This window comes from Pantoea sp. Pa-EAmG (assembly GCF_030024295.1).
Classification (GTDB): Bacteria; Pseudomonadota; Gammaproteobacteria; order Enterobacterales; family Enterobacteriaceae; genus Pantoea; species Pantoea dispersa.
In genome coordinates, this window is sequence record NZ_JASEWO010000097.1 from 1 (window position 1) to 17,416 (window position 17,416).

Annotated in this window: 18 protein-coding genes; 14 read left to right on the forward strand and 4 right to left on the reverse strand. The window is 58.2% G+C overall.

The window, feature by feature from the left end:
* Both QMM04_RS13685 and QMM04_RS13690 read left to right on the forward strand, forming a co-directional pair.
* The coding region (locus QMM04_RS13685) for a response regulator transcription factor (protein ID WP_282996359.1) at positions 1-355 on the forward strand (355 nt) is incomplete at its 5' end.
* A gap of 318 nt (positions 356-673) precedes the next feature.
* Positions 674-2,680 carry an NADPH-dependent 2,4-dienoyl-CoA reductase gene (locus tag QMM04_RS13690; protein WP_152390413.1) on the forward strand — a complete coding sequence of 669 codons (2,007 nt, stop codon included), beginning with the start codon at positions 674-676 and terminating at the stop codon, positions 2,678-2,680.
* Here QMM04_RS13690 and rlmG read toward each other — a convergent pair whose 3' ends face one another.
* Positions 2,681-3,799, reverse strand: a complete 1,119-nt coding sequence (rlmG, locus tag QMM04_RS13695; protein WP_058771320.1) for a 23S rRNA (guanine(1835)-N(2))-methyltransferase RlmG — start codon at positions 3,797-3,799, stop codon at positions 2,681-2,683.
* Between the two features lie 81 nt (positions 3,800-3,880).
* On the opposite strand from rlmG, the gene QMM04_RS13700 reads away from it, so the two are divergent.
* Complete coding sequence (locus tag QMM04_RS13700) at positions 3,881-4,381, forward strand: M48 family metallopeptidase (protein ID WP_021509697.1); 501 nt, start codon at positions 3,881-3,883, stop codon at positions 4,379-4,381.
* Here the strand turns inward: QMM04_RS13700 and QMM04_RS13705 are convergent.
* The gene (locus QMM04_RS13705; RefSeq protein ID WP_282996360.1) at positions 4,378-6,066 is read right to left on the reverse strand and encodes a chloride channel protein; all 1,689 of its coding nucleotides are present in this window, start codon (positions 6,064-6,066) and stop codon (positions 4,378-4,380) included. The two genes, QMM04_RS13700 and QMM04_RS13705, sit on opposite strands and share 4 nt — an antisense overlap.
* A gap of 137 nt (positions 6,067-6,203) precedes the next feature.
* Here QMM04_RS13705 and QMM04_RS13710 point away from each other — a divergent pair, with 137 nt between their 5' ends.
* The 3 genes from QMM04_RS13710 to sstT all read left to right on the forward strand — a co-directional run bounded on the left by QMM04_RS13710 (position 6,204) and on the right by sstT (position 9,881).
* Positions 6,204-7,190, forward strand: coding sequence for a Gfo/Idh/MocA family oxidoreductase (locus QMM04_RS13710; protein ID WP_021509699.1), 987 nt, complete (start codon positions 6,204-6,206; stop codon positions 7,188-7,190).
* A gap of 255 nt (positions 7,191-7,445) precedes the next feature.
* A complete protein-coding gene (locus tag QMM04_RS13715; RefSeq protein WP_021509700.1) occupies positions 7,446-8,417 on the forward strand; it encodes a TerC family protein in 972 nt (323 codons plus the stop codon).
* A 228-nt stretch (positions 8,418-8,645) separates the two neighbouring features.
* Positions 8,646-9,881 carry a serine/threonine transporter SstT gene (gene sstT, locus QMM04_RS13720; RefSeq protein ID WP_282996361.1) on the forward strand — a complete coding sequence of 412 codons (1,236 nt, stop codon included), beginning with the start codon at positions 8,646-8,648 and terminating at the stop codon, positions 9,879-9,881.
* A gap of 46 nt (positions 9,882-9,927) precedes the next feature.
* Here the strand turns inward: sstT and QMM04_RS13725 are convergent, their stop codons facing one another.
* Positions 9,928-11,418 carry an altronate dehydratase family protein gene (locus tag QMM04_RS13725; protein ID WP_282955092.1) on the reverse strand — a complete coding sequence of 497 codons (1,491 nt, stop codon included), beginning with the start codon at positions 11,416-11,418 and terminating at the stop codon, positions 9,928-9,930.
* Positions 11,419-11,422: 4 nt separating this feature from the next.
* Positions 11,423-12,871, reverse strand: coding sequence for a tagaturonate reductase (locus QMM04_RS13730; protein ID WP_282996362.1), 1,449 nt, complete (start codon positions 12,869-12,871; stop codon positions 11,423-11,425).
* 298 nt (positions 12,872-13,169) lie between these two features.
* Here QMM04_RS13730 and exuR point away from each other — a divergent pair, with 298 nt between their 5' ends.
* The 8 genes from exuR to QMM04_RS13770 all read left to right on the forward strand — a co-directional run.
* Positions 13,170-13,922, forward strand: coding sequence for a transcriptional regulator ExuR (gene exuR, locus QMM04_RS13735; RefSeq protein WP_058759846.1), 753 nt, complete (start codon positions 13,170-13,172; stop codon positions 13,920-13,922).
* Positions 13,923-14,257: 335 nt separating this feature from the next.
* Complete coding sequence (locus tag QMM04_RS13740) at positions 14,258-14,932, forward strand: DedA family protein (protein ID WP_021509705.1); 675 nt, start codon at positions 14,258-14,260, stop codon at positions 14,930-14,932.
* Positions 14,932-15,300 (forward strand): EnvZ/OmpR regulon moderator MzrA, encoded by a 369-nt coding sequence (gene mzrA, locus QMM04_RS13745; RefSeq protein WP_031280145.1) that lies wholly within the window; start codon positions 14,932-14,934, stop codon positions 15,298-15,300. The genes QMM04_RS13740 and mzrA overlap by 1 nt, the downstream gene beginning before the upstream one ends.
* 173 nt (positions 15,301-15,473) lie before the next feature.
* Positions 15,474-15,848: a DUF1090 domain-containing protein gene (locus QMM04_RS13750; protein ID WP_031280146.1), complete on the forward strand. Its 375-nt coding sequence runs from the start codon at positions 15,474-15,476 to the stop codon at positions 15,846-15,848.
* A 34-nt stretch (positions 15,849-15,882) separates the two neighbouring features.
* Positions 15,883-16,188, forward strand: a complete 306-nt coding sequence (locus QMM04_RS13755) for a YqjD family protein (protein WP_021509708.1) — start codon at positions 15,883-15,885, stop codon at positions 16,186-16,188.
* 1 nt (position 16,189) lies between these two features.
* Positions 16,190-16,585: a phage holin family protein gene (locus tag QMM04_RS13760; protein WP_021312955.1), complete on the forward strand. Its 396-nt coding sequence runs from the start codon at positions 16,190-16,192 to the stop codon at positions 16,583-16,585.
* Positions 16,582-16,866, forward strand: coding sequence for a YqjK-like family protein (locus QMM04_RS13765; RefSeq protein ID WP_010618800.1), 285 nt, complete (start codon positions 16,582-16,584; stop codon positions 16,864-16,866). Before QMM04_RS13760 ends, QMM04_RS13765 begins: the two co-directional genes overlap by 4 nt.
* 206 nt (positions 16,867-17,072) lie before the next feature.
* On the forward strand, positions 17,073-17,416 hold a 344-nt coding region (locus tag QMM04_RS13770), incomplete at its 3' end, for a DoxX family protein (protein WP_282996363.1).

Consider the following 17,416-nt stretch of genomic DNA (forward strand, 5'->3'; position numbering starts at 1 on the left):
GCTTATACAATCGCTTAGTCAGGGTGCTAACGGCTTCGTGTCGAAATACGATCCGATTCAGACGCTGATCGCCGCCATTGGCTGCGTATTTAACAATGTAAATTATCTGCCCGGCGATATTCTTGACCGGCGCCAGCGTTATGTTAATGAACAGGATATGCTGTCGCGCCTGACCGAGCGGGAAACGCTTATTTTACGTCAGCTGGCGCAGGGAAAATCCAATAAAATCATTGCCTGTGAATTAGGATTAAATAACAAAACTATCAGTACTTATAAAACTAAAATTTTTCAAAAGCTCGAATCAAAGAATCTGGTCGATATTATCGAACTGGCACGGCGAAACGGTGCCTGCTGAAGCCAAAATCAAGACCAGTCTTGCGGATTAATTCGACTGAGGCATGGCATCATCACCTCGTCCTCACCCGGGATTGTTATAGAGATTGAGTCATACAGGAATTTATAACCACAGAGCTAATTTATTAGCCCAATCTTCATGCCATTACAGGGCGCGCAGGTTTCTTCCCGTGCCTGGCGAAAGTGGTCCGATACTTTCGTCTGCGACTTGCCGCCCTGCTTTTTTTTGATGTTTCTCACAGGCTGAGCGCCGCAAATTTCCAGCCCGCACTTTTCCCGCTAGAGTTCACTCATCCGACCACTCACTGAGTAAGTGATCATGACTGAGCGTTATCCGCATCTGTTTGCCCCGCTGGATCTGGGCTTTACGCAACTGAAAAACCGTTTCCTGATGGGCTCAATGCACACCGGTCTGGAAGAGCATGCTGATGGCGCTCAGCGCCTCGCTGCCTTCTACGCCGAGCGCGCCCGGGAAGGCGTTGCGCTGATTGTGACCGGCGGCATCGCGCCCAATGCGCAGGGCGTGGTGGCGCAGGGCGGAGCCATGCTTACAGACGAAACCCAGTGCGGCTGGCACCGCCAGATAACCGATGCGGTACATGCACAGGGGGGCAAAATTGCGCTGCAGATTCTGCACGCCGGACGTTACAGCTATCAGCGCGATCTGGTGGCGCCCTCGGCGTTACAGGCGCCCATCAACCCGTTTACACCGCAGGCACTGAGCGAAGCGCAGATTGAACAAACCATCGCGGATTTCGCGCGCTGCGCCCGGCTGGCGCAGCAGGCCGGTTACGACGGTGTCGAAATCATGGGTTCCGAAGGCTACCTGATTAATCAGTTCCTGGTCGCCCATACCAATCAGCGCGACGACGGCTGGGGCGGTGATGTGGCGCGGCGGCAGCGCTTTGCACTGGAAGTGACGCAGGCGGTGCGCGCCGCCGTCGGCGAAGCCTTCATCATTATTTTTCGCCTGTCGATGCTCGACCTGGTGAATAACGGCAGCTCACTGCAGGAGACGCTGCAGCTTGCCACGGCGCTGGAGCAACGCGGCGTGACGCTGTTCAACAGCGGCATTGGCTGGCATGAAGCACGCATTCCCACCATTGCCACCTGCGTGCCGCGTGCCGGTTTCGCCTGGGTCACGCAGCATCTGCGCCAGCACGTCAGCGTACCGGTTATCGCTACCAACCGTATCAATCATCCTCAGGTAGCGGAGGAGATTGTGCGCGACGGTATTGCCGACATGGTGTCGATGGCGCGGCCATTTCTTGCCGATGCCGCGTTTGTCAGCAAAGCGCAGGCGGGCCAGCCCGACGCCATCAATACCTGCATCGCCTGTAATCAGGCCTGTCTCGATCAAATCTTTGCCGGCAAGGTCACTTCCTGCCTGGTCAATCCGCGCGCCTGTCATGAAACGCTGATGCCGGTCATCGCCGCCGCGCAGCCAAAACGCCTGGCGGTGGTAGGTGCCGGTCCGGCCGGTATGGCGTTCGCGCTGCAGGCGGCGCAGCGCGGCCATCACGTCACCCTGTATGAAGCCGATGCGCAGATTGGCGGCCAGTTTAATATTGCCCGCCAGATCCCCGGCAAGGCGGAGTTCAGCGAAACGCTGCGCTATTTCCGCCATCAGCTGGCAGCCGCAGGTGTTGAGCTGTGCCTGAATCATCGCGTCAGCGCCGACGAACTGGAACAGGCGGATGAAGTCATCATCGCGACCGGCATCACACCGCGCCAGCTGGCGATTCCGGGCATCGATCACCCCAGCGTGCTGAGCTATCTCGAGGTGATACGCGACAAAAAACCGGTTGGCCGGCGCGTGGCGATTATCGGTGCCGGCGGCATTGGTTTCGACACCGCGGAGTTTCTGCTGCAGCACGCCGATCGCGAGGAAGACTTCTACCAAAGCTGGGGCATCGATCGCAGCCTGCAGGCGCGCGGCGGTTTAGTGCGTCCACAGCCGGCTCCTGCCGATCGCCAGATCTGGCTGCTGCAGCGTAAATCCGGCAAGCCGGGCGCCGGGCTGGCGAAAACCACCGGCTGGATCCATCGCGCCAGCCTGCAGGCGCACGGCGTGCAGATGTGGGGCGATGTCGAGTATCTGAAGATTGATGATGACGGGCTGCACCTGCGCCATCAGGGGGAAGCGCTGACGCTGGCGGTAGATAACGTCGTGATTTGCGCCGGTCAGGAACCGCTGCGTACGCTGGCGCAGGCGCTGGCCGCACGCGGCAAAGCCGTGCGGCTGATCGGCGGTGCCGACGTCGCGCAGGAGCTGGATGCACGGCGCGCCATTGCTCAGGCCACCGAACTGGCGCTCAGCCTGTGATTAACGCAGCTTGACCGAACGCAGCACCACAAATTTGGCGTTAGAGGCCACCAGCTCGCAGTTGCCAAACAGCTTCTTCATTTTCTGATGATAGCCAAGGTGGCGGTTGCCGACGATGCGCAGCTCGCCGCCATACTGCAGGCAGCGTTTGGCGTCACGCAGCATCTGCCACGCCAGGTGGTCGGTCACCGCGTGCTGCTGATGGAACGGCGGATTGCACAGCACCGCATGCAGCCGGTCCGACGGAAAACCGCTCAGCACGTTGTTAACCCGAAACTGGCAGCGCGCCAGATCCTGTGGCCGGTTGAGCTCAACGTTAAGCTGGCTGGAAGCCACCGCCATGTAAGATTCATCGACGAACAGCACCTCGGCCTGCGGATTCTGTTCCAGTGCCTGCAGGCCGATCACGCCGTTACCGCAGCCGAGATCGACGATTTCGCCCTCAATATCGTGCGGCAGGTGTTGCAGAAAGAAGCGCGCGCCAATATCCAGCGCCGCGCGGGCGAACACATTGGCGTGATTGTGGATATGATACGGCGTCTCGTCGAGCGGCCACACGGTGGTCGCCGGCACGTCCGCCAGCGCCGGCGCGCTGAAATGGCTGTAAATCAGACGCGCTTTTTTCCACGCCAGTGAGGTTTTGCTCTCACCGAGAATGCGTTCAAACAGCTGCAGCGTGGAATTATGGATATCTTTGGCTTTACCGGCCGCCAGAATCAGGGTGTCCGGCGTGACGACCGTCCGCAGCGCGCGCAGCTGGTGCTCAAGCAGCGCCAGCGCTTTGGGCAGCTTAATCAGTACCGCCGCCGGGGCAGCCGGCAACGGCGCCAGGCTATCAAGAAAGTGTACCGACGCTTCATCCAGACCGTTGAGACGCAGATTCTGCCGGGCGGCCTGCTGGCTGAGCCACGAGTCGCTGACGTGCCAGATTTCCCGATCGTTCAGCCCGCAGGTCAGCGCGCCAAAGCTGTCATTGAATACCAGCACCGGGCCTGCCGGCAGCGCCTGCTGAAGCAAATATTCATCTGCGGCGTCCCACGCCTGTAGCGGGCTCTCTTCGCGCATCGGCGGGAAGCGCTGAAGCGTCAGCGTGCGATCGGTCAGTTCAAGTTGGCTCATGGAATCTCCGGCGTGGTACACTTTGCGCGATTTTCGCCCTAAAAAGGGGGCGCAGTATACTGTCTTTCGTCGGGAATCCCAATGTCATTAATCTATCTGCAGGGTTACCCTGAAAACATCCTCGAACAGGTGCAAGTGCTGATTGATAATCAGCGATTAGCCGCCTTTTTGCAGCAGCGCTATCCCGATACGCACGACGTCGTCAGCGACCGCGCGCTTTATGACTATACGCAGGCGCTGAAAAACCGCTATATGCGCAGCGCACCGCCGGTGAGCAAGGTCATCTGGGATAATAAAATCAAAGTGATGAAGCATGCACTTGGCCTGCATACCGCCATTTCCCGCGTACAGGGCGGTAACCTGAAAGCCAAGGCCGAAATTCGCATCTCGACCTTTTTCCGCCTCGCGCCGGAACCCTTTCTGCGCATGATCGTGGTGCACGAACTGGCGCACCTGAAAGAGAAAGATCACAGCAAAGCCTTTTATCAGCTGTGCTGCCACATGGAGCCGGACTATCACCAGCTGGAGTTCGACGCGCGCCTGTGGATGACCGAACAGGCGCTGCGCGGCAACGCGGCCTAAAGAAACTCCTGCGCTTTCTGAATCAGACTGGTTTTGGTCAATGCCCCGAGGAAGCGACGCTCCTGCGCATTATTCAGCACCGGTAAACGCTCCAGCGTCACGCGTGCAAACGCCTCCCAGCCTTCACGCATGCTCTGGTGCTGGTAAATGCAGGGGAAATTATCATTCATCACGCTGCTGACCGGCGAATCCAGCGTGATCTCCTGTGCCAGCACTTTGCGCGAAATATCATGAATTGATACTACGCCAAGAAACTGACCGGCCTGATTAATGACGTAGACGTAGCGCTCGCGCTTGAGTGAACTCACCGCCAGCGCCTGCCCGACCGATTCCGCCGGCTGCAGCGCCGCGCCGGGGATGATCAGCTGATCAACCCGCATATTATCAAAATCATATTTCGCTTCTGAACGATTAAGGTGATGGCTTACCACCGGATAGGTGCTGGCGGACTGCAGCCGGTAGACCAGCATTGACGCCAGTACCGAGGCGATCATCAGTGGGAACAGCAGGCTGCTGTTGAGCGTCATCTCCAGCACCATCAGCATCGCCATCAGCGGCGCCTGACTGACCGCCGCCAGCACCGCCGCCATGCCCACCGCCGCATACAGCAGCGTATTGCCCACCGGCAGATGCAGCAGCACGCCAGTCTGCGCCAGCGCCACGCCGAGCAGCGCACCAATCAATAATGAGGGCGTGAACAGGCCGCCTACCGCGTTGGAGCCGACCGAGAGCGTGGTCGCCAGCATTTTCAGCACCAGCAGGCCGAGCAAACCCGCCAGCAGATAGTTGCCTTCAATGATTTTCACGATCACTTCATAGCCGTTACCAAGAATATCGGTGGAGATCAGCGCCAGTAAGCCAACCGCAAAGCCGCCTGCGCCCAGCCTGAGCGGCAGCGAGCGCACGTGGCTGAACAACGCTTTGCTGCGCGCAATCAGCTTGATTAACAGCCAGCCTGCCACGCCCGCAGCAAACCCAATGATTACCGTCATCAGCAGGCTGGTGAGATCCATTTGAAACAGCGTGTCGGAGAGCGGATAGAGCGCGCTGCGAAAGCCCAGTGACCACATGGTCATCACCGCCACTGCCGAGGCGATAATCAGCGGAATCAGCCGCTGTAGCGCAGAGATACCAAACGCAATTTCCGCGACAAAAATCGCCGACGCCAGCGGGGCGTGATACACCGACGACAGACCGGCGGCGGCGGCCATCGCGACGATGTCGCTGTTGCGCATATTGAGGGACGCTGGCAGCCAGCGCCCCAGCAGGCTGCCGCTCAGCGCCGACAACTGCACCATCGGCCCCTCTTTACCAATCGACGCCCCGCTGCCGATACTGGCAATCGACGACAGTGCGCGAAACAGCGAGGTTTTGGTGGGCACCGCATCCAGCCGCGCGTTAATCACTTCAAGGTAATCGGTTTTCACCGTCTCCTGCTGCTCAATCGCCACCGCGTAGCGCAGGAACCAGCCGGCCAGCAGCCCGCCCGCCCCCACCAGCATCGGCCAGAAGATCCACGGCCAGACGTGCATCGCGACCGTGATTTCGCTGTCGCTGTGAAACAGCAGATGATTGATGAGATCGATGATGCCGCGAAACGCCAGCGTGACCAGCGAGGCCACCAGGCCCACCGGAATGGCGATCAGCAGTGTGGTCCAGTTCAGTGCGTGTTTGCTTCCGCTCACCCGGCGTCCCCGCATGTCGGTTAAAAAAGGGTTTAGCATCATCATATTGGAATGCGGATCGCAGGATCAAATTTCGCCTGCCTGCGCCGCCAGGGAACATGCTACTCTGCCGCTTTCAGAGTGCAGGAGAGCCAGCCGTGATACGTTTTGCCATTGTGGGAACCAACTGGATCACCCGCCAGTTTATCGACGCCGCGCACGAGAGCGGCAAAATGAAACTGAGCGCCGTCTATTCACGCAGCCAGCAGCAGGCCGACGCCTTTGTCGCGGATTATCCCTGTCCGCTGACCTTTACCTCACTCGAGGCGCTTGCGGCAAGTCCGGAAATCGACGCGGTGTATATCGCCAGCCCCAATGCGCTGCACTGTGAGCAAGCGCTGCTGTTCATGTCGCACGGCAAACACGTCATCTGCGAAAAACCGCTGGCCTCTAACCTGCGTGAAGCTGAGGCGATGATTGCCTGTGCGCGTCAGCATCAGGTGGTGCTGTTTGAGGCGTTCAAAACCGCCAGTCTGCCGACGTTCCTGCGCCTGCAACAGGCGCTGCCGCAGTTAGGCACCCTGCGCAAAGCGCTGTTCAACTACTGTCAGTACTCGTCACGCTATCAGCGCTATCTCGACGGTGAGAACCCGAATACCTTTAACCCGCGCTGGTCCAACGGTTCGATCATGGATATCGGCTACTACTGCCTCGCCGCTGCCGTTACCCTGTGGGGCGCGCCGCAGCAGGTGAAAGCTGAGGCCTCGCTGCTGGCAAGCGGCGTCGATGCGCACGGCGTGGTAGTGCTGGACTACGGCGATTTCGACGTCACGCTGCTGCACTCGAAAGTCAGTGATTCCCTGATTCCCAGCGAAATCCAGGGCGAAGCCGGCTCGCTGGTGATAGAGAAAATTTCCGAGTGCCAGCAGCTGCGCCTGATTCCGCGCGGCGGCGAGAGCCAGAACCTGACGCAGCCACAGCACATCAATACTATGCTGTATGAAGCAGAGACCTTTGCCCGGCTGGTGGAAACGCGCCAGGTGGAGCACCCTGCGCTGGAGGTGTCACGCATTACCGCCCGGTTGCTGACAGAGATTCGTCGCCAGACCGGCGTGGTGTTTCCGGCGGATCGGAAAGAAGTGTAAATATTGCAAAATATTACAGCTCCCCCATTGAATCTGCTCGCGGTTGCACGTATGTTGGCCGCAGCAAAGGGGAGTAACTTGTAAGCTGACCGATCGTCATTACGATGCGTAGCGCATCCGGTCGTCAGGCAACCCGGAATTGATTCTGTGTTGTAAGTGAGACCTTGCCGGAAGGCGAGGTTTGCTTGCAGCTCTATAAAGCGGCTGACGTCTTCTGACTCAGCCGTTTTTTCATTTTCAGGACAGGATACGACTATGCACTCTGTAGGCACACCGTTACTCTGGGGCAGCTTCGCTGTCGTCGTGCTCATCATGCTGGCGATCGATCTCTTCTTACAGGGACGACGCGGCGCACAAACCATGTCATTCAAACAGGCTGCCGTCTGGTCGCTGGTGTGGATCTCCGTTTCTCTGCTGTTTGCCGCCGCGTTCTGGTGGTATCTCGACGGCAGCGCCGGGCGCGAAGTGGCAACCGCGCAAACCCTGGCTTTCCTGACGGGTTACGTACTGGAAAAAGCGCTGGCGGTCGATAACGTCTTCGTCTGGCTGATGCTGTTCAGCTACTTCGCCATTCCGTCTAATCTTCAGCGCCGCGTGCTGATTTACGGCGTGCTGGGCGCGATTGTGCTGCGTACCATCATGATCTTTGCCGGCAGCTGGCTGGTCACACAGTTCAGCTGGATCCTCTACATCTTCGGCGCTTTTCTGCTGTTTACCGGCATCAAAATGGCCTTCGCTAAAGAGGGCGATGACGCTGCCGTCGGCGATAAGCCGGTGGTGCGCTGGCTGCGTAAGCATCTGCGCATGACCGATGAACTGCATGGCGAAAAGTTCTTCACCCGCAAAAACGGCGTGCTGTTTGCCACACCGCTGCTGCTGGTGCTGATTATGGTGGAGCTGAGCGATGTTATTTTCGCTGTCGACAGTATTCCGGCTATTTTTGCCGTCACTACCGACCCGTTCATCGTGCTGACCTCTAACCTGTTCGCCATCCTTGGCCTGCGCGCTATGTACTTCCTGCTGGCCAACGTGGCAGAGCGCTTCTCAATGCTGAAATACGGTCTGGCGATCGTGCTGGTGTTTATCGGTATCAAGATGCTGATCGTCGAGTTCTACCACATTCCGGTGGCGATCTCGCTGACGGTGGTCGGCGTGATTCTCGGCGGTACGCTGCTGATTAACGCCTGGGTAAACCACAGAAACGACCAGAAAGGCATCTCACGATAATCTTCTGCAGGGGCGCTAATCGCCCCTGCTTTGTTTCGCCAGTGCCAACCTTCGCGTTTCATATCTCTGTCACACTTCCTGTCATCAGCAGATCAAAAAACCGATCTGGCGCGCACCGGCAGAATTATCTCTTTTCTCGTCAGCTCTTTTCCTTATACTCCGCCGGGCAAACCGTTTGGCGCGGAGCAACCGCGCACAACACTCATACCGCGATAAAAAGACCGTAATATGCTAAATAATCTTCTTCGACCGCTGGGTGCGCTGTTCTCAGGAAGCCTGGTAAAACAAATCATGATCGGCCTGATTGCCGGCGTGGCGCTGGCGTGGCTTTCACGCGATGCCGCGTTAGCCGTCGGTCTGCTGGGCGAACTGTTCGTGCGCGCGCTGAAAGCCGTGGCACCGCTGCTGGTGCTGGTGCTGGTGATCTCTTCGATTGCCAACCATCAGCAGGGGCAAAAAACCAGAATTCGCCCGATCATTATGCTGTACCTGCTCAGTACCTTCTTCGCGGCGGTGGTCGCGGTGATTTTCAGCCATCTGTTCCCGCAGACGCTGTCGATGGACGTCGGCGCGACCGAAATTACCCCGCCGTCCGGCATCACCGAAGTGCTGCACGGCCTGCTGATGAGCATGGTCGCCAATCCGATTGAAGCGCTGATGAACGCCAACTACATTGGCATTCTGGTGTGGGCGGTTGGTCTTGGCCTGGCGTTTCGTCATGCCAGCCCGAGCAGCAAAGCCTTTCTGAATGACGCGTCGAATGCCGCAACCTGGGTGGTGCGCTGTGTGATTCGCTGCGCGCCGCTGGGCATTTTTGGCCTGGTGGCATCGATTCTGGCCTCAACCGGCTTCGGCGCGCTGTGGCAATATGCCCACCTGCTGACGCTGCTGATTGGCTGCATGCTGATTATGGCGCTGGTGGTCAACCCGATGCTGGTGTTTCAGAAAATCCGCCGCAATCCTTATCCGCTGGTGTTTACCTGCCTGCGCGAAAGCGGCGTAACGGCGTTCTTTACCCGCAGCTCGGCCGCGAATATTCCGGTCAACATGGCGCTGGCGAAACGCCTGAATCTGGATGAAGACACCTATTCGGTATCGATTCCGCTCGGTGCCACCATCAGCATGGCGGGCGCGTCAATCACCATTACCGTACTGACGCTGGCTGCGGTGCACACGCTGGGCATTGCCGTGGACGTACCCACCGCTATTCTGCTGAGCCTTGTCGCCTCGCTGTGTGCCTGCGGTGCGTCCGGCGTGGCGGGCGGTTCGCTGCTGCTGATTCCGGTTGCCTGCAACATGTTTGGCATCCCTAACGATCTGGCGATGCAGGTGGTTGCGGTCGGTTTTATCATCGGCGTACTGCAGGATTCCGCCGAAACCGCACTCAACTCCTCGACCGATATTCTGTTTACCGCCGCCGTATGTCAGGCGGAAGCGGAACGTCAGCCTCGCACCGCCGGTTAACCCGCGTCGCGGCACCCACCGGTGCCGCGCTTTAACCGCTGCCGCTTTAAAGCGTCACGCCACTCTTGAAGATCGCCAGCTCGCGGAAATCATTAGCTTCATTGCGCGCCGGCTGGCCGTTCGCAATCGCCACAATAGTCTCAACAAACTCCGCCAGCAGCGCCTCCATGCTGGTGCCCTCCAGCAGCCGTCCGGCATTGAAATCAATCCAGTGCGGCTTTTTCTCCGCCAGCGGCGTGTTGGTGGCGATTTTCACGGTGGGCACGAAGCCGCCGTACGGCGTGCCGCGCCCGGTGGTAAACAGCACCATATGGCAGCCGGCTCCGGCCAGCGCGCTGGTGGCGACCGCATCGTTACCGGGCGCGCTGAGTAAATTGAGCCCCGGCGTGCGCAGCCGCTCACCGTATTTCAGCACATCCACCACCTGACTCTGTCCGGCTTTTTGCGTACAGCCCAGCGACTTCTCCTCCAGCGTGGTGATGCCGCCCGCCTTGTTGCCAGGCGATGGATTTTCATAAATCGGCTGCTGATGATCGATAAAGTAGCGCTTGAAGTCGTTAATCATCGCCACCGTTTTGTCGAAAATCGCCGCATCACGGCAGCGGCTCATCAGGATGCGCTCGGCACCAAACATCTCCGGTACTTCGGTCAGCACCGTGGTGCCGCCGTTGGCGATCATCTGGTCAGAGAAACAGCCGAGCAGCGGATTGGCGGTGATGCCGGAAAAGCCGTCCGAGCCACCGCATTCGAGACCAAACTTCAGCTCGCTCAGTTTGCCCGTCTGGCGGCGGTCGTGACGCATCACGTTGTACAGCGCATGCAACCGCTGCAGGCCGGCTTCCACTTCATCATCCTGCTGCTGACACTCCATAAACTGCACGCGCTGGCTGTCAAAGTCGCCCAGCGTGTCGCGAAAGATATCGACCTGATTGTTTTCGCAGCCGAGTCCAATCACCAGCACCGCGCCGGCATTAGGATGACGCACCATATTTTGCAGCATGGTGCGGGTATTTTCGTGATCCTGCCCCAGCTGTGAACAGCCGAAGGGATGGCTGAACAGGTGCACACCGTCGATGCCGGCCGCGTCGTCACTCTCCCGGAGAAAGCGTGACACAATCTGCCGGGCGATGCCGTTCACGCAGCCGACGGTCGGCAAAATCCACAGCTCGTTACGAATGCCAACCTCGCCCGTGGCGCGACGATAGATCTGTACCTCACGATCCGCCGCCTGCGGTGGCAGCGTGAGGTGTTCCGGCTGATAGTGATAGTCATCGACATCGCTCAGATTGGTGCGCGCGTTGCTGGAGTGAATCAGCTCGCCAACGGCGATCGGCTGAGTGGCATGGGCAATCGGCAACCCATACTTAATCACCTGCTCGCCACTGTTGAGCGGTTGCAGCGCAAACTTGTGGCCGCGCCCGATATCCTGATGCAGCGTAATCCGCTGTTCTGCGACGATAACCTGGGTGCCGGCCGCCAGATCCTGCAGCGCGACGGCGACGTTGTCGCGTGAATGTATTTTGATTGCCTGTTGCATCGCGTTATCTCAGTTGGCTAAGGGCCGTCCGCATGCCGTGGACGAGAATGTTGTGCAGTTGCTGGCTGACCGCCGGGACCAGGCCGGGCCGCTGGGTTAAATCTTCGCCCCAGTGCTGCGCGTCGCTCAGTACGTCGCTCACCAGCTGCTGCGGGGTGAGTTGATCGGTGAGGACCGCCGGCCACAGCCGGGCAAAACGCTGCAGCCAGTGCGCGTCATCCTGCAGCGGCCACTGCCGGTCATCCTGCTGGCCGCGATAAAACGCCAGCAGCGCGGCAAAGGCAAAGATGAGGCGCGGCGGCCAGTCGCCACACTGCTGCTGCGCCTGCAACAGCGCCGGCAGCAGGCGCGTACGGAATTTGGTCATGCCGTTGAGCGCAATCGCCAGCAGCGCATGGTGAATAAACGGATTGCGAAAGCGGCGCTGCACCGCATCGGCAAAGGCGTGCAGCTCGGCACGCGGCAAATCCAGCGTCGGGATCACCTCTTCGCGCAACAGGGCGTCGACAAAAGCGGCCAGCTGCGCATCGTTCATTGCCTCGCCCACGCTCGCCAGCCCGGCCTGAAACGCCACCGGCACCAGCGCAGTGTGCGCCCCGTTGAGGATCGCCACCTTCTGCGCTTTGTACGGCGTGATGTCATCCACCCGCCTGACGGCAGGTGCCAGCGCCGTCAGCTGCAGCTCGTGCATCAGCGTATCCGGTCCCTGAAGCACCAGCTGATAGTCGCGCTCCCCGGCCACCAGATAGCGGTCGACATAGCCCAGTTGCGCTGCAATCTGTGCGCCATCCGGCGGATAGCCGCTGACAATGCGATCCACCAGCGTGTTGTAAAAGGCGCAGTGCTGCGTCACCCACAGCGCAAAGGCCGCTGGCAGCTGCCACTGCTGGCAATAACGCAGCACTAACGCGCGCAGCGTGTCGCCATTATGGTCGATCAGCTCACACGGCACGATCAGCCAGCCTTTATCGGCGGCACCGGCAAAGTGCTGATAACGCGCCCACAAAAGCTGCGTCAGTTTGCCGGGAAACGACGACGCGGGTTGATCCTCCAGCCGATCCTGTTCGGCATACGCGATGCCGGCCTCGGTGGTGTTGGAGAACACAAAACGCATCTGCGGCGCGCGTGCCAGAGCCAGGAATTCATCGAACTGCTGATAAGGCTGGATTTCACGATTAAGGCTGCGGATCAGCCGGGTTTCACTGAGCGGTTGCCCCGCTTCATTCAGGCCGCGCAGCAGCGTGGTGTAGAGGCCATCCTGCTGATTGAGCGTCTCCGTCTGCATCCGGTTGCGCGGTCGCACCACCACCACGCCGGCATCGGTGCCCTGATGTTCATTGAGCCAGTCGAGCTGCCAGTCGATAAAGGCACGTAAAAAGTTGCCTTCGCCGAACTGGATCACGCGTTCGCTATAGCGTGCGCCGGGGAAATCGCGGCGGTTGAGTCGCAACATATCGCTTCCTTGAAGATGAAATCGGTCAGCTAATGCGCAAAAGTTATCATACCAATTTCAGCGAAAGGGAGATTTGTTTGCCAACTGCGTCACATTATCCATCATTGCCATACGGCGAAAGCCGGCGTGCCTCTTATTCCCACCAGCTTAACTATATGTATATTCTATCAATTAAACATCAAACCTGAGCAGGCGCGCAGGTTCTTAACTTGCCAGATGGTATAACAGCTTCAGCGCTTTGCGACATCGCAGGGTAAGTGGTATAACAACTTACCGTTTTTCACAGAACCGAAAAATCATGGACCTGAACGAATCCCGCCGCCTCTACCAGCAACTCGCCAGCGAACTCAAACAGCGCATCGAAGCGGGCAGTTATGCCGTGGGGGCAAAGTTACCGGCAGAGCGGATGATTGCGGAGGCGCACCAGGTGAGCCGCACCGTGGTGCGGGAAGCGATCATCATGCTGGAGGTGGAAGGCTACGTCGAGGTGCGCAAAGGGTCGGGCATTCATGTGATCAGCGACCAGCCACAACCGCGCGACAGCGCCGCCGATCAGCTGGAGTTTGCCAGCTATGGCCCCTTTGAACTGCTGCAGGCGCGCCAGTTGATTGAGAGCAATGTCGCCGAATTTGCCGCCACGCAGATCCGTCCACAGGACATCGTGGCGCTGCTGGCAATTCAGGAAAAAGCCCGGCAGGAAGATCATGCGCGCGATTCGACATGGGACATGGAGTTTCACGTGCGCATTGCCCAGGCCACCCAAAACAGCGCGCTGGCTGCTATCGTAGAGAAAATGTGGCGGCACCGGCTGCATAATCCTTACTGGCTCAAGCTACATGAGCACATTGATGCGCGCCATATCACCAGCTGGTGCGACGATCACGATCAGATTTTAAAAGCACTGATGCGCAAAGATCCCGCTGCCAGCAAACTGGCGATGTGGCAGCATCTGGAAAATACTAAACAGATGCTGTTCGACGCCACCGCCGATGATTTCGAATTCAACGTCGACCGCTACATGTTCGCAGAAAATCCGGTGATCCTGCCCTGAAGCCGCAATGGCAGAAACGCTGCATTTTCAGGCTAAAAAGTCAGTTAATCTGCAATAGTGTCAGCTCGTGTAAAGCTCCTTTTGACCATCTGCGTCAAAAGGTAAAACTCCTGTGCGACCGCGACTTTACACTGTCTGAATCCCGCGATTTTTGTTACAGTTATCGCCCTTTTCTTACCCTTTGCGACAGGGCTATAAAAAGTCGCTGATTTAACAATCAATTCTGGATGGATCCGGAAATCCTGCTCAGGTGGCATACCTAAAATGTATAACTTAACCCGCCTGCGCCTAAGCCCCTCACGGGCACGTTTAACAATGATGTTCAGGAATGATTGATGGATATTTTGCAAGCATTGCTGCATGCCCTGTGGCAGCAGGATTACGAAATGCTCTCCGACCCCACGCTGGTGTGGGCGATTTATGGCGTGTTGTTCATGATTCTGTTTCTCGAAAATGGCCTGCTGCCCGCCGCGTTTCTGCCTGGTGACAGTCTGCTGATTCTGGTCGGCGTGCTGATCGCGAAAGGCACCATGAGCTTCCCGCTGACCCTGCTGGTGCTGACCACCGGCGCCAGCCTTGGCTGCTGGGTCAGTTACATTCAGGGCCGCTGGCTTGGTAATACGCCGACGGTGCAGAAATGGCTCTCCCATCTGCCCGCGCAGTATCATCAGCGCGCCCACAGTCTGTTCCATCGCCACGGCTTGTCTGCGCTGCTGATTGGCCGCTTTATCGCCTTTGTCCGTACCCTGCTGCCGACCATTGCCGGCCTCTCTGGCCTGAGCAATGCCCGCTTCCAGTTCTTTAACTGGATGAGCGGCTTCCTGTGGGTGCTGATTCTTACCGTGCTCGGCTTTGCGCTGGGGAAAACCCCCATTTTCCGCCGCTATGAAGATGAGCTGATGTTCTGCCTGATGCTGCTGCCGCTGGTGCTACTGGTCATCGGTCTGGTGGGTTCACTGGTGGTGCTGTGGCGTAAACGTCAGGCGGGTCAGAACGGGAAGTCACAGTAATGACAGGGTTGCGTAATTTTCCCAGGCGTTTACTCCCCTGGCTGTGCGCTGGCGTGCTGGCGCTGCTGGCTATCGGCATTGTGCCCAAACTGATGCAGCATGAAACGGTGGTGAAGATCCGCGTGGCACACAGCGGCACCAATCTGCCGGACGGCTTTTATCTCTATCAGCAGCTTTCGGCGCAGGGCGTGCGGATTAAAAGTATTACCTCGGCAGGCGATGCGCTGGTCATTCATTTTGAGAATGAAGAGCAGAGCCTGGCCGCGCAGAAAGTACTGCGCCGCCTGCTGCCACAGGGCTTTGTCGTGGCGGCGGGTCCGCAGGCGTCACAGCAGGTGGTGGACGCTAATCGCCCCACCTATAGCTGATCCCCGCCGTCGGGTTCACCGCCCGGCGGCACCTCAATCCTCGCTATCCCCGCGTGTTTTTTGAATTTTTTCGTCTGCTGTCTATTCTTAAGTAAGCGCGAGCAGACGACAAGCTGGGATGCCCCTCCTGTCCGGTTTGCGACAGGTCGTCAACAATGGAAGGTAAAAACCTGATGAAACAACAACTACTGCTGGGTGCGATTCTTTTCTCTCTCTCGGGTTCACTGCTGGCAGCGGAATCGCTGTGTCAGCAAAAACAGCAGGATATTCAGCGCGAAATTGAGATGGCGAAACAGCACGACAACCAGCGCCGGGTCACCGGACTGGAACGCGCGCTGACTGAAGTCCGCGCCAACTGCACTGACGAGAAACTGAAATCCGCCCACGCTGAACGCATTGAAGCCCAGCAGCATAAAGTGGCTGAGCGCGAGCACGAACTGCAGCAGGATCGCCAGGAAGGCAAAGACCAGGAGAAGATTGGTAAGCGCGAACGGAAGCTGGAAGAGGCACGCCAGGAGCTGAAAAAGCTGCAGGCCGAGCCTTATTAATCGGACTTAAATAAATGATGTAATGGAGAACACCATGGCTAAAGACACCACATCTGAACATCTGCGTGCGGAACTGAAAAACCTTGCCGACACCCTGGAAGAAGTGCTGAGCAGCTCGGCTGATAAGTCGAAAAGCGAGCTGGATAAACTGCGTCATAAAGCACGCGGTGCCATTGAGAGTTCACGCGAGCGGCTGGGCGAATCCGGCGAACGCATCGCGCAGACCACGCGTGAAGCGGCGGAGAAAGCGGACGTCTACGTGCGTGAAAATCCGTGGCACGGCGTGGGTATCGGCGCAGCAGTCGGCGTGCTGATCGGCATCCTGATTTCACGTCGTTGATATGAGCGAGAATCAGAGCCACGGCCCAGGCAAAGGGGTCTTCAATGTAGGTCAGCGCGTGGTGACAACGCTGGTTGGCATGGTCGAGACACGCGTGCGGCTGGCCGTTGCCGAGCTGGAAGAGGAAAAGGCCAATCTGATCCAAATGCTGATCATGATAGGCCTGACCATGCTGTTTACCGCTTTCGGATTGATGAGCCTGATGGTGCTGATTATCTGGGCGGTGGATGCGCAGTACCGGCTGATGGCGATTGCCATCACCACCGGCGTGCTATTTGCGCTGGCGCTGATTTTTGGTTTATGGACGTTGCGTAAATCCCGGCAGTCCACGCTGTTGCGCCATACGCGCAAAGAGCTGGACACCGATCGCACCTTACTCGAGGAGCATCGCTCATGAGTCAGCGTGAACGTGAAGCACGCATTCATGAATTGCTTAATCAGGTACAGCAGCAGCGGCTGGATCTCAGCGCTGCCCGCCGCGACTGGCTGGAAAGCACCGCGCAGTACGATCGCGGCTGGCTGACGTTTCTCAGCCTGCGCCGCTATCTGGCGATTGGCAGCAGCGCGCTCGCCATCTGGTCGATCCGCAGCCCCAACCGCATCATGCGCTGGGCCAAACGCGGACTCGGCCTGTGGAGCACCTGGCGCATGATCAAATCGGCGATGCCGCCACGCTAACTTCCCCACTTTAAACCGGATCGAAAAGGTTCGGTTTTCCTCCTTCAGAATTCCTGAATAACATCGACAGTTTATCTCGCTTACAACTATTGCTGCGCGCGACTATCATCTCCCTCCATCAGCCCGACGAACTGTTTAACGCGGTTTAAAGGGAAAATAACCCGGCAGGCCAACAACCTGCGCCAAAAACCTTGTTGGAGTAAATGATGAAAAAATTCGAAGACTCAGGCCTGCTGCTGGCACGCGTATTAATGACCATCCTGTTTATTACTGCCGGCTGGGGCAAAATCACCGCCTATGCGGGCACCGCACAGTACATGCAGGCGATGGGCGTGCCCGGCTTCCTGCTGCCGCTGGTGATTCTGCTGGAACTGGGCGGCGGCCTGGCGATTCTGTTCGGCTTCCTGACGCGCTTCACCGCGCTGTTCACCGCCAGCTTCACGCTGCTGACCGCGTTCCTGTTCCACAGTAACTTTGCGGAAGGCGTTAACCAGCTGATGTTCATGAAAAACCTGTCCATCGCCGGTGGTTTCCTGGTGCTGGGTCTGGT

What these genes read in the sequence shown, in the direction of transcription:
- QMM04_RS13690 (WP_152390413.1), top strand. Translation starts at nt 674, where the DNA reads ATGACTGAGCGTTATCCGCATCTGTTTGCCCCGCTGGATCTGGGCTTT.
- rlmG (WP_058771320.1), bottom strand. Translation starts at nt 3,799, where the DNA reads ATGAGCCAACTTGAACTGACCGATCGCACGCTGACGCTTCAGCGCTTC.
- QMM04_RS13700 (WP_021509697.1), top strand. Translation starts at nt 3,881, where the DNA reads ATGTCATTAATCTATCTGCAGGGTTACCCTGAAAACATCCTCGAACAG.
- QMM04_RS13715 (WP_021509700.1), top strand. Translation starts at nt 7,446, where the DNA reads ATGCACTCTGTAGGCACACCGTTACTCTGGGGCAGCTTCGCTGTCGTC.
- sstT (WP_282996361.1), top strand. Translation starts at nt 8,646, where the DNA reads ATGCTAAATAATCTTCTTCGACCGCTGGGTGCGCTGTTCTCAGGAAGC.
- QMM04_RS13725 (WP_282955092.1), bottom strand. Translation starts at nt 11,418, where the DNA reads ATGCAACAGGCAATCAAAATACATTCACGCGACAACGTCGCCGTCGCG.
- QMM04_RS13730 (WP_282996362.1), bottom strand. Translation starts at nt 12,871, where the DNA reads ATGTTGCGACTCAACCGCCGCGATTTCCCCGGCGCACGCTATAGCGAA.
- exuR (WP_058759846.1), top strand. Translation starts at nt 13,170, where the DNA reads ATGGACCTGAACGAATCCCGCCGCCTCTACCAGCAACTCGCCAGCGAA.
- QMM04_RS13740 (WP_021509705.1), top strand. Translation starts at nt 14,258, where the DNA reads ATGGATATTTTGCAAGCATTGCTGCATGCCCTGTGGCAGCAGGATTAC.
- mzrA (WP_031280145.1), top strand. Translation starts at nt 14,932, where the DNA reads ATGACAGGGTTGCGTAATTTTCCCAGGCGTTTACTCCCCTGGCTGTGC.
- QMM04_RS13750 (WP_031280146.1), top strand. Translation starts at nt 15,474, where the DNA reads ATGAAACAACAACTACTGCTGGGTGCGATTCTTTTCTCTCTCTCGGGT.
- QMM04_RS13755 (WP_021509708.1), top strand. Translation starts at nt 15,883, where the DNA reads ATGGCTAAAGACACCACATCTGAACATCTGCGTGCGGAACTGAAAAAC.
- QMM04_RS13760 (WP_021312955.1), top strand. Translation starts at nt 16,190, where the DNA reads ATGAGCGAGAATCAGAGCCACGGCCCAGGCAAAGGGGTCTTCAATGTA.
- QMM04_RS13765 (WP_010618800.1), top strand. Translation starts at nt 16,582, where the DNA reads ATGAGTCAGCGTGAACGTGAAGCACGCATTCATGAATTGCTTAATCAG.